Origin of the sequence: Planktothrix mougeotii LEGE 06226 (genome assembly GCF_015207485.1) — a bacterium.
In the GTDB taxonomy this organism is placed as follows: Bacteria; Cyanobacteriota; Cyanobacteriia; order Cyanobacteriales; family Microcoleaceae; genus Planktothrix.
Map to the genome: position 1 here is coordinate 95,152 of NZ_JADEWU010000008.1, position 12,419 is coordinate 107,570.

At 42.4% G+C, this 12,419-nt stretch carries 8 protein-coding genes; 6 read left to right on the plus strand and 2 right to left on the minus strand.

Annotated features, from left to right (window positions below):
• The first annotated feature begins 49 nt into the window (after positions 1-49).
• The 5 genes from apcB to IQ236_RS06040 all read left to right on the plus strand — a co-directional run bounded on the left by apcB (position 50) and on the right by IQ236_RS06040 (position 8,128).
• Positions 50-535 carry an allophycocyanin subunit beta gene (gene apcB / locus IQ236_RS06020; protein WP_072720267.1) on the plus strand — a complete coding sequence of 162 codons (486 nt, stop codon included), beginning with the start codon at positions 50-52 and terminating at the stop codon, positions 533-535.
• Between the two features lie 225 nt (positions 536-760).
• The gene (locus IQ236_RS06025) at positions 761-964 is read left to right on the plus strand and encodes a phycobilisome linker polypeptide (RefSeq protein ID WP_190518281.1); all 204 of its coding nucleotides are present in this window, start codon (positions 761-763) and stop codon (positions 962-964) included.
• Positions 965-1,151: 187 nt separating this feature from the next.
• A complete protein-coding gene (locus IQ236_RS06030) occupies positions 1,152-3,245 on the plus strand; it encodes a hypothetical protein (protein ID WP_193868415.1) in 2,094 nt (697 codons plus the stop codon).
• Between the two features lie 190 nt (positions 3,246-3,435).
• Positions 3,436-7,002, plus strand: coding sequence for a WD40 domain-containing protein (locus IQ236_RS06035; protein ID WP_193868416.1), 3,567 nt, complete (start codon positions 3,436-3,438; stop codon positions 7,000-7,002).
• Positions 7,003-7,108: 106 nt separating this feature from the next.
• Positions 7,109-8,128 (plus strand): type I glyceraldehyde-3-phosphate dehydrogenase, encoded by a 1,020-nt coding sequence (locus IQ236_RS06040; RefSeq protein ID WP_193868417.1) that lies wholly within the window; start codon positions 7,109-7,111, stop codon positions 8,126-8,128.
• A gap of 153 nt (positions 8,129-8,281) precedes the next feature.
• Here the strand turns inward: IQ236_RS06040 and thiL are convergent, their stop codons facing one another.
• Together thiL and IQ236_RS06050 are read right to left on the minus strand one after the other, a co-directional pair.
• A complete protein-coding gene (gene thiL, locus IQ236_RS06045; protein WP_193868418.1) occupies positions 8,282-9,277 on the minus strand; it encodes a thiamine-phosphate kinase in 996 nt (331 codons plus the stop codon).
• A gap of 131 nt (positions 9,278-9,408) precedes the next feature.
• The gene (locus IQ236_RS06050; protein ID WP_193868419.1) at positions 9,409-10,890 is read right to left on the minus strand and encodes an isochorismate synthase; all 1,482 of its coding nucleotides are present in this window, start codon (positions 10,888-10,890) and stop codon (positions 9,409-9,411) included.
• A 523-nt stretch (positions 10,891-11,413) separates the two neighbouring features.
• On the opposite strand from IQ236_RS06050, the gene menA reads away from it, so the two are divergent.
• Positions 11,414-12,313, plus strand: a complete 900-nt coding sequence (gene menA / locus IQ236_RS06055) for a 2-carboxy-1,4-naphthoquinone phytyltransferase (RefSeq protein WP_190518292.1) — start codon at positions 11,414-11,416, stop codon at positions 12,311-12,313.
• The last annotated feature ends 106 nt before the right edge of the window (positions 12,314-12,419 follow it).

Genomic DNA, 12,419 nt, shown 5'->3' on the forward strand with positions numbered 1-12,419 from the left:
TTTTTTAAACGATTCCTAGATTCAGCGACTACAAGGAAATAGAACAATCATGCAAGACGCCATTACCTCCGTAATCAATTCTTCTGACGTTCAAGGTAAGTACCTGGATGCCAGCGCCCTGGGCAAATTAAAAGCCTACTTCGCCACTGGCGAACTGCGGGTTCGTGCTGCTTCCACGATTAGTGCCAACGCAGCCACCATCGTCAAAGAAGCAGTAGCCAAATCTCTGCTTTACTCTGACGTCACCCGTCCTGGTGGAAATATGTACACCACCCGTCGTTATGCTGCTTGCATTCGCGACTTAGACTACTACCTCCGTTATGCCACCTACGCCATGTTAGCTGGCGATCCTTCCATTCTCGATGAGCGCGTGCTCAACGGTTTGAAAGAAACCTATAACTCTCTGGGTGTTCCCATCGGTTCTACCGTTCAAGCCATCCAAGCCATGAAAGAAGTCACCGCTAGTTTAGTGGGTGCTGATGCTGGCAAAGAAATGGGCATTTACTTTGACTATATCTCCTCTGGCTTAAGCTAAAACCGATGTTAGGTTTTTGAGGGTGAATTTCTAACTAAATTCCCAATTCAAAATCCGAACAACCTTCAAGGCCAGGGAAGTCTGGAGTGAGTGCTAGACCGCCAAAGGCTTGTCTGTTATTCCTGATAAGTTTTAGCGAGCTAGTATTGACTTCTGACTCCCGGCCTTTGAGCATTTAAAATTGATCTAAAACTTGTTAAATTTGCTCAGGAGAGACGAAAAAAAATGCGGATGTTTAAAGTAACAGCTTGTGTGCCAAGCCAAACCCGGATTCGTACCCAACGGGAATTACAAAATACTTACTTTACAAAGTTAGTTCCCTATGACAATTGGTTCAAAGAACAACAACGCATCATGAAAATGGGCGGTAAAATTGTTAAAGTGGAACTGGCAACGGGCAAGCCCGGAATGAATACAGGATTACTGTAGAAGGCAGGAGGCAGGGGACAGAAGGTAGAGGGAACTGGGAAAGAAGAATAGAGATTTATTCTTAATTCTTTATTCTTAATTCTTTATTCCTCCTGCCTCCTGCCTCCTGCCTCCTCCTATTTCCTGACTCTGATTCCGCTATTATATTGTAGGAAAGACAAAACACCACCTGATATAGAGGCGGGAAATGGCAAGTTGGGAATTTCTAGTCCAAAAAGAAGGGGATAATAGCTGGCTGACCTTAGAATCCCCCGATGTTGAAATTTTAGAAGGGCGCTATCGGATGGTCGCCCGTTCTGGCTATACAAACACTTCCATTGATGTTCGCATTATCTATCAAGATTTTGAAGCCCTTCCACCCGTTCAACAGATTCAAACACGGACACTAACGACCAATTCCGAAGGGTTAATGGTGGTGATGCCTTATACCTCCTTAAAACCGGGAAATTGGCAGTTTTCCTGCTCCCCTCAACTGACCTCTGGATTATTATCAACCGTTGGCAAAAGAACAATCCAACTCCGAGTTCTCCCCGTAGACCTAGAAGACCTTGATCAGCCCTTTGAAGAAACTGAACCAGAGACAGTTAATATTATCCCTACAGAATCGGTACATACTGAGCTAACACCGGAACCTTCCCCTAAAATTGTACAATTTCCCACCTCTCGTTCAAATCCGGTTGCTGAACCCCCACAACCCCAAGTTTTAACCCCTGAAACTCCCCTGTCCCTGGTTGAAGAGTCTCCCCAACCTCTGCAAGCGGTAGAGACTTTACTTAAGGCACTGCACCTGAGCCTCGATCAAGATTCCTTTGTGGCCCGTTTGGGACAACCTGTAATCCTATGGGGACGCATCGAACTACCCATCGCTTCCCCCTCTCAGCCTTCAACTTCTGTTTATCCCGTCCTTCCTTCCTGTGAACTGCAATTTCGTTTACGCGACCCCCAAACGGCAGAACCGTTATTTCAGGTCAGCCAACCCCTTCGGTTCTCGGATTTTCCCCTGTCTTTTTCCGGTGTGGTTTATATTCCCTTTGAATGCAAAACCCGTTTAATTTTAGGGGAAGTCATCTTTTCCCATGATGGAGTTCCCGTCACGACCGAATCTTTTAACATTGTGACTCAGGTTGAACATCTCCTCGAAGCTATTGATCAAGGTTTTGGCACCCAACAGGATCAAGAAGACTTCCCTGACCTTTCAACCTTGGATTTGGGAGTTTTGGAATTACCCGACCTCAGCGATAACATAAAAACGGCTCAATCCCCTTCTGCTGAACCCTTTGCTCCTGAGATTGCCACCATTTTGCCGCCCAAAATTCATTCGTCTGGAACCGACTCTCGACCCTCTACCCCCCTAGATTTACCCACATTCAGCCAGAGTTCAACGACTCAGGAGGTTCAGACCCCTGGGGTTCCCGTATCTGAGGATTTATCAATCGGTGTTGAAACGTCCGAATCAACGTCTACAGATATCCCCGTTTCAATTTCACCCTTGTCGATACCTGCTCCAGATTCAATAGTAGAATCCGAACACCATATCCCTAAACCCAAACAAGATCCAGAGGTTCAACAAGCGTTTCAAGCGTTGGATCTCAATAATCGATTTTGGTCGCGGTTAAATTCTCTAGCCCAGGATCGGTCATGGTCACAATGGGTTAAACGCGCTAACGTTAATCCTCTACCGGAGATTCCGTTTAATGCTGCTACTAATATTGTTAAACGTTCTGATCATGACAGTGATGACGACAGGCAAGATGCCTGTTCCACTGTTTTCTCAGAAGTGATTCATCCCCAGGAAGAATTAGAAGAAATTGTTGTCGATGATGAACCTTTGGAATCTCCTGCGGCATTTTTTTCAAAACGTAAACTAGGGAAAGAAACGAAACCGGAAACTTCTACCACAAATCAACCCATCCCCTATATTTTATCAGAGGATCAACCCGTTCCAGATCCAGAAATTGAAGTCTTAACTACAGAAATTATTGCCGGACGATTGGTAAAAGTTCGGGTGCGACTTCCCGATGGTTTACCTCGAATTTATGTCAAAGTTTGGCTGTTTGATCGGCAAACTCGCAGTGTTGTTGATGGCCCTCGGTGGTTAACAGAATTTTCACCTAATGGGTTTGATCAAATTGAAACCACTGTTGATTTAGAAGTTCCTTACAGTAGTTTAGAGGTACTTTTTGAAGCGATCGCCGTTGAAATGCAAACTCAACGAGAAAGCAATAAAATCACCATTGAACGCTCTGTTAACCCTCCTCCAGCACCTTCTTTACCTCTTTAATAACAGGGAACAGGGAACAGGGAACAGGGAACAGGGAACAGGCAATAGGCAATAGGTAATAAACTGATAACTGGTACAGACGCGCCATGGCGCGTCTCTACACCGATAACTGATACAGACGCGCCATGGCGCGTCTCTACACTGATAACTGATACAGACGCGCCATGGCGCGTCTCTACACTGATAACTGATGATTAAATCCTATTATCAAGTTGGGGGGAGTCTGGCTACTTATATACCGAGTTATGTTCCCCGAAAAGCTGATAAAGAATTATATGAAGCTTTAAGAAAGGGAGAGTTTTGTTATATTCTTAATTGTCGGCAGATGGGGAAATCTTCTCTTTTAGTACGGACAACTCATCGACTTCAAAATCAAGGGTTTCAGTGTGCGATTATTGATTTAACCGTGATTGGAAGTGAAACCGTTACTCCTGAACAGTGGTATAAAGGAATTGTTGCGGAGTTATGTAGATATTTTCATTTGTTTGGGCAATTTAATTTAAAAGCTTGGTGGTTAGACAACGCTGAATTATCTTTAGCGCAAAGATTAGGCTATTTTATTGAAGATATTTTATTAGAATATTTCCCTGATCAAAATATTATCATTTTAATTGATGAAATTGATAGTGTTTTAAGTTTAAAATTTCAAGTCGATGATTTTTTTGCCCTGATTCGCTCCTTTTATAATAAAAGAGTCATAGCTCCCCAATATTATCGAATAACTTGGGCAATTTGTGGAGTTTCCACACCCAGTGATTTAATTCAAGATCGGAATCGAACTCCTTTTAATATTGGGAAACCCATTCATCTTGACGGCTTTACCTTTGAGGAAGCGCAACCTTTAGCGGTGGGATTAAATGATCAGTGTGAAAATGGCACAGAAATTTTAAAAGAAATTTTAAATTGGACAGGCGGACAACCTTTTTTAACCCATAAATTTAGTCAATTAATCTTTCAATTAATGACTGTTAATTCCGTTTCGAGGTTAAGGATTTCCCCGGGTCATGAAAAAAATGCAGTCGAGTCTATTGCTAGACAATATTTAATTACTAATTGGGAAAAACAAGATGAACCTGAACATTTAAGAACCATCCGCGATCGCCTGCTGAGAAACGAACAAAAAGCCGGAAGACTCCTGGGTATCTACCAACAAATTTTAAATCAAATAGACGTAAACGTTGATGATAGCCGAGAAAAAATTGAACTACTGTTGTCGGGTTTAGTGATTCAAGACAAACAATCTCTAAAAATTAAAAATAGAATTTATCGAGAAGTTTTTAATCTTCAATGGGTTGAAAAAGAATTTAACAAACTTCGTCCTTACTGGCAACTATTAGAAGATTGGGTCGCCTCAGAACAAACGGATCAATCTCGTTTATTACGCGGAAAAGCCTTACAAGATGCTCAAGAGTGGGCACAAAATAAAAGTTTAAGTGATTTAGATTATCAATTTTTATCAGCGAGTGAAGCCATAGATAGGCAAGAAGTTCAACAAGCTTTAGAAGCCCAACGACTCAAAGAAGTTGAAAAAAATGCTCACAGACAACGGTTATTAATGATAATATTAATAGTAGCATTTATTACTGTAACAGCGTTAGGATTAACGAATTTTTGGCAATATCGTAAAGTGGTTATCAGTGAACGAAAAGCTCGAATTAGTGAAATTCAAGCCCTAGCCTCCTCTTCTGAAGGGTTATTTGCGTCTAATCATCGTTTAGATGCCTTAATTGAAGCGTTACGCGCTAGAAAAAAACTATTGTTATTAGGTCAAGTTGATCCGAAAACTCAAAGCAAGGTGGAATTAGCCCTTCAACAAGCAATTTTAGGGGCTGATGAATATAACCGCTTATCCAAACCTTGGGCCGGAACTCGTGGGATTAAGTTTAGCCCCGATGGAAAACTGATGATTGTCGCCGGTCAGGATAATGCTGTTAATCTGTGGACAAAAGAAGGCAGACTGTTGAAAAGCCTGAAAGGGCATCAGGCACTATTGGGGGGTGTGGCCATCAGTCGAGACGGTCAATTGATCGCTTCCGGTTCTGGCGATCGCACGGTGAAACTCTGGGCACGGGATGGGACTTTACTCCACACCTTAAGGGGTCATCAGGCGGTAGTTCAAAATGTAGAGATTAGTGGCAATGGGGAATTAATTGCTTCTGGAAGTGAAGATGGGACAGTAAAACTCTGGGGACGAGACGGAACCCTGCTCAGAACCTTCATGACCGGGAATGGTATAAATTTAGGTCTGGCGTTTACCGCAGATAGTCAAAAAATCCTGGCAAGTCGAGAAGATGGGAAACTGATGATTTGGGGGGTTGACGGTCAACTCTTAACCACTGTCCCCGGTCATAATGCCGTAATTCTCGGTATAGCGATTAATCCTCAAGGGAATACCATTGCCACAGCCTCGGCCGATGGAACCCTGAAATTGTGGGAATTTTCTGGAGATCCCCCCGTTGGTACAGACGCGCCATGGCACGTCTCTACGACCCTGAAACAACACAAGGGCATGGTTATGAATGTAGCCTTCAGTCCCGATAACCAGCAACTAGCCTCTGTATCCGATGACAAAACCGTTAAACTCTGGCAACGAGTGGGGCCAACTTGGAGCCATCCCCAACTCCGCAGCACCTTTGCGGGACACCAGGGGATGATCATGGATGTGGAGTTTAGTCCTGATGGTCAAACCCTCGCTTCCATGTCTTCAGACAGTACAGTCAAACTCTGGAAATGGTCGAACCCTTTACTTAAATCTTTAAAAGCCCATCAAACTGCCGTATTTAGCGTTGCCTTTAGTCCCGATAGTCAAATTTTGGCTTCCGCTAGTCTTGATAGGACGGTCAAACTCTGGAACACTCGCGATGGGGTACAGTCGTTACTGCCTCTAGGCATCTTAAAAGCCAATCACCCCTTGATGGGAGTCACCTTTAGTCCTGATGGCAAACGGTTAGCCTTTGTCAGTATGAATGGGATGCTGCAATTGTGGACAAGGGATGGGACATTGCTATCAACGGTCAAAGGACATCAAGGCGCTCTGAGAAAAAGTCGGTTTAGTCCCGATGGTAGCCGACTGGTCACCGCCAGTGGAGATGGAACCGTTGGACTCTGGAATGTCGAGGGGAAAACTCCGGTTTTACTCCGGCAATTCAAGGGACATCAAGCGGGTCTTTGGGTGGCTGATTTTAGTCCCGATGGTCAGGAGATTGCCTCCTGTAGTGGAGATGGCACGGTGAAACTTTGGACAAAAGAGGGTCAGTTGTTGAGAACGATTAAAGCCAGTCAAATGCTGGTTCGGTCAATCGCCTATAGTCCTGATGGGCAACTTTTAGCCAGTGGTGGCGATGATAAAACCGTGAAACTCTGGAAACCCGATGGCACGTTAGTCAAGACTTTAACGGGACATCATGATATGGTGCGGGCGGTAGCCTTTAGTCCCGATGGACAACTCCTTGCCTCTGGAAGTGGGGATGGCATGATTAAATTATGGCAACCAGACGGAACCTTATTAACCACCCTCAAAGCCCACACCGGAGGGATTTGGGAAGTTGCTTTTAGTCGCGACGGTCAAAAACTGGCTTCTGCGAGTGAGGATAGTACCGTTGTTTTGTGGAATCTTCAGCAAGTGCGATCGCTGGATCATTTGATTGCTCACGGATGTAACTGGGTACAAGATTATTTACAGACAAATGGGGACTTAGAAGAAAGCGATCGACATTTGTGCGACGATGTGACGGTTTCACCCTCAACCCCTAAATAAAAGGGAAGAATGCGACAGCCTTTACGGTATGATTGGGGTCAATAGAAACATCTATCTCGTTAAACTTTAGCCTGGTTTGGGCGATGCCATTGTTAGGAGGAACAAGGTGATTAAAGTCGCAATTAACGGTTTTGGACGGATTGGACGTAACGTTTTACGCTGCTGGTTAACTCGGCAAAATAGCAATTTAGAGTTCGTGGGAATCAATGATACTTCTGATCCCAGTACCAATGCTCATTTGCTGAAATATGATTCCATGCTGGGGACGCTCAAAGGCGTGGATATCAAAGCCGATGAAAACTCCATTATTATTAATGGCAAAACCATCAAATGTGTCTCTGATCGCAATCCCTTGAATTTGCCTTGGCAAGAATGGGGTGTGGATTTAATTATCGAATCCACTGGGGTATTTATTACGGAGGAAGGAGCCTCTAAGCATATTCAAGCCGGGGCTAAAAAAGTCCTAATTACGGCTCCTGGAAAAGGAGATGGCGTGGATACCTTTGTGGTGGGTGTGAATCACCAAGACTACAATCACGATCAACACCGGATTCTCAGTAACGCCAGTTGCACCACTAACTGTTTAGCTCCCTTTGCTAAAGTGCTGCATGAAAAATTCGGCATTGTCAAAGGAACAATGACTACAACCCACAGTTACACTGGAGATCAGCGTCTGTTAGATGCTAGTCACCGGGATGTGCGTCGGGCCAGAGCCGCTGCGGTGAATATTGTTCCGACTTCTACGGGTGCTGCGAAAGCCGTTGCTTTAGTGATTCCTGAATTAAAAGGAAAACTCAATGGGATTGCTTTCCGAGTTCCTACCCCTAATGTCTCTATTGTGGATTTAGTGGTACAGGTGGAGAAGAAAACCTTCGTCGAAGAAGTTAACCAAGCTCTCCAAGAAGCAGCCGAAGGCAATATGAAGGGAATTCTGGAATATAGCGATCTGCCTTTGGTGTCTTCTGACTACAAGGGACATGACGCTTCTTCTATTGTGGATGCCAGCTTAACGATGGTTATGGGTGGCGACATGGTGAAAGTCGTGGCTTGGTATGACAACGAATGGGGTTATAGCCAACGGGTGGTTGATTTAGCCGAATTAGTGGCTACAAATTGGAAAGCGTAGATTGAATTTGGAGAGAGGCAGCGTTTTCAGTTTGTGGCGACCGTTGGGAATCCAGAACTTGAAACGCCCTACTCCGATTTCATATTAGCCGCCGATGGCTTCGAGTTTTGAAGGTTTAATTTAAAATTAATGATTCATAACTCCCTGTTCTGATTAGAAGTGCTGAAATCCTCGACTGAGGGATAGTTCTTCTCCGATTGAGGGTTCAGCATCATCGATTAACAGGATCTTTGGGTTGGATGTGATCTCACCGATGATTGAGGCTCCTGTTCCTAATTGTTGAACCAGTGTTTCACCTAAACTTGGAGGTAGACACAACACCAGTTGGAAGTCTTCACCGCCATACAATGCCCATTCTAAGGCTTGTTGAAAGGGAACAAAGGTTTGTAAAGCTTCTGATATCGGAATTTGACAACGTTGTACCTGAGCTCCGACTTGACTCGCTCGACAAATTTGGACAATGGCATCGGCGAGTCCATCGCTACTATCCATTCCCGCAATTACATAAGAAGGGTGGGACGTTAACAAGGTTTGAAGTTTTGGTAAAACATCCAAGCGGGGTTGAGGACGTTGATGAGCTTGGATTAAAGATAATCGTTGATCAAGTGTTAATTGGGTTTCTAATTCGGGATGCAACAGTAATTCTAATCCGCCTCGTGAGTCACCGTGATATCCCGTAACCACAATCACATCCCCAGGACGGGCAGCAGAACGCTTAATGGCTAAATCTGGGTTAACACTTCCAAAAGCAGTAATAGAAATACAAGTAACCGAAGATTTGCAAATATCACCGCCAATAATGGGGGTATTGTACGGATTTAAACAGGTTGTTAATCCTTGATAAAGTTGTTCCACCCATTCAACGGGTTTATCGCCTGTTATTCCTAATGCAACGGTAATTCCTAATGGAAACGCACCCATCGCAGCCAGATCGGATAAATTAACGGCGGCTGAACGCCATCCGACATCAAAAGGGGATGTGGTGCGATCGCTAAAATGCACGTTATCGACTAACATATCCGTTGTAATCACTAAGGATTCATCCCCAGGAACTGACAAAATCGCCGCATCATCCCCCACCATTTCGGGGGAACAAAAACGCTGCACCATTGCCAATAAACCTTGTTCTCCAATCTCTTTAATTAGCATCGTCAGTATTAATTAGTGATCAATCATCCGTGTATAGTCTTTAGGGAGACACCCAAAGTTTGTAACTATCAACTGTTAATTATCTGTCAACTCTTCACTGATGACTGATAACTGATGACTGATAACTGATATTAAACTAATGCTCGTAATAAAGCTTGTAATTTTAACTGAATTTCAGCGAGTTCTTTTTCCGGTTCTGACCCCGCCACAATTCCCGCTCCTGCATAAAGTCTAGCACGATTTCCATCTAATAAAGCCGAACGAATTCCGACAACAAACTCTCCATTTCCTTGATGATCAATCCAACCAATAGGAGCCGCATAAAGGGAGCGATCAAAAGTTTCATAATGATGAATTTGCTGTTGAGCAATATCTCTAGGAGTCCCCGCCACAGCCGGAGTGGGGTGCAATTGCGCCAAGATTTCTAATAGATGAATATGAGTTGAAACTTGACATTGAATTGGTGTCCAGAGGTGTTGAATATTGGTGAGTTGTCTTAAACAAGGTAAACCTGTTAAATTCGGAGTTAACCCTAAATTTAATAACCGTTCAACAATAAAATCTACCACCACTTGATGCTCACGCAGATTTTTTTCACTATTCAGTAATTCTTGACCTAAATTAACATCTTCTAAAGGCGTTTTGCCCCGGGGGGCTGAACCCGCCAAGGCATCGGTAATTAACTCCTGATTTTTTAAACTAATTAACCGTTCTGGACTCGCACCAATAAATTGTTGACCCTTGCCATTTCCCGTTGAAAAAATATAACAATCGGGGTACAAAAATCGTAAATTATTTAAAGAATGAATCAAATTAAACGGTTTTTTAGAAACGACATCAATGGGTTGAGAAAGCACCAATTTCTTTAAAGATTTAGCTTGAATTAAATCTAAAGCAGAATTCACAGACTGTTTAAACTGTAAATAAGGTTTCGGGTCAGTTTCTACTTGTTTTGTCAATAATAAACTAGAATTTTCAGAGGCAACCGAGAGAATTGAGGTTTTTTCTAACGCATTAATTTGTTGACTTTTATACCAAACATCACTCAAAATATTTTCAATTTTAGAGTTTTTCTTCAAAACAATATTAACAATTAAAATGCAGCGATTTTTTTTGCGAATCACTTGCCATTTTGGTAGAAATATGGTAGTAGGCGGAAAATAAACTCGTTCTTGATGAATTGAAGAATCCGGCAAAGAATCTGCCGATAAATTAGAATTAAAATGTTGATCAAAAAAAGTAAAACTACAACAGAAATAAGGTTTAGGTAAATTACTGTTTTTAGAACCAATAATAACAGTTTTATCTAAACAAGACTGAATAAAGTTTTGAGCTTCTAAAAACCGATTTTTTCCTCCTGTGGTGAACTTTATAGCCGTATCAACCGCAACAAAGGATTCCTCAATTTGAGGTTTCTCAAAATAAAAATGAATTAAATTAGGATGATAAAACTCCTGTAAAACTGCTAACGGATCAATCCATTGAATTTCATGAGCAATACTTAGAATTTTAGTCTGGTAATCCTGTAATCCATGATGCTGAAACTCTAACAAAAAACGATGCAGTTCTTGGCGATCTTGCAATAACGGGGTTGCAGAAGGAAAAACTGGCATATAAAAAACGAACAAGAAAAGGTTAGAACAGGGAAAAGTATTACCGAAAAATCGTTAACTTTGATTATCGTAATATAACTTAACGACTTTCAGCGCGATTTACCCTTTATTCATAATCTCTCTTGTAAAAATCTTCCCTTCAGTCTGTAAAAAAAGTTTATATAGCAGGGAACAGGGAACAGCTTAACACCGAACAGACAGGAAAAGAGTGCTCTGCACAGGGTTTTGGCATCAGTCTCTGTCCTAACACCCCCGACGCGACTACTATATCAGGGGTCAGGTATTGACGCCCCTGCTCTGCTGCCCCTGTCCCTCCACTCCCTCTGGGTTCCTGTTTTGGAATTCTCGACCATTATCAGTTATTCTTATAGGACAATCAGGCCGTCAAACTGGTGGAACGTGGAATGATAATTAAGCCATCTAGCAACTTTTATTTAAGGGGAGTTAGGGGTAAACTTCTAGGAGTTTGATGGGTCAAAAATGTGTTGAATGATAGGATGTCATCGTTTTAAATCCTCTTGCTATGACCACAGAACTGATTACAGCATCAAAAAATAAATTATGGTTAGCGGCGATTAAGCCTCCGATGTATAGTGTGGCCATTATGCCAATTTGGGTCGGCACTGCCGTTGCCGTCTTTGAAACCTCTACCCTCAATTGGAAAGTTTTTACCACCTTTATCACGGCTGCTATTTTAATTTTAGCCTGGGAAAACCTTTTGAATGATGTCTTTGATTCAGAAACAGGAATTGACAAAAATAAGCATCATTCCTTAGTCAATTTAACCGGAAATAAATTATTTATTCTCGCTATTGGGAATGGTTGTTTAGCCTTAGCTCTTTTAGGATTATTAGCAATTTGTTGGTGGCAAAAGGATTTAACCGTTTTAGGATTAATTCTCCTGTGTTGTGGGTTGGGGTATTTATATCAAGGGCCTCCCTTTCGGTTAGGATATCAAGGATTAGGAGAATTTTTATGTTTTTTTGCTTTTGGGCCTTTGGGGGTTTCCGCCGCCTATTATAGTCAAACCCAAAGCTGGTCATGGGTTTGTTTAGCCACATCAATTATTGTCGGAATTCCAATCACCTTAGTTTTATTTTGTTCCCATTTTCATCAAGTGGAAGATGATATTTTGGCGGGTAAAAAGTCTCCAATTGTTCGTTTAGGAACAGAAAAAGGTGCCAAACTTTTACCTTGGGTTTGTGGAAGTATTTTTCTGTTAACCGGGGGATTAGTGCTATTGGGAATTTTACCCATTTGGACGTTACTCAGCTTTGTTGGCATTCCCTCTGCTATCAAACTCTGTCGTCATGTTAGTCAATATCATAACCAGCCTAACTTAGTTAGCAATTGCAAATTTATTGCGATTTCTCTACAATTTTGGAGTAGCTTATTCTTAGGAGTAGGGTTAATTTTACATTAAATGAACACCCTTTTGTTATTTATTGATTTGGTGGGCTTTGCCCACCAGAAAAATTTGCAGGTTATACACCACCACTACGCATTACAGTTAGGATACTTCTAAATCC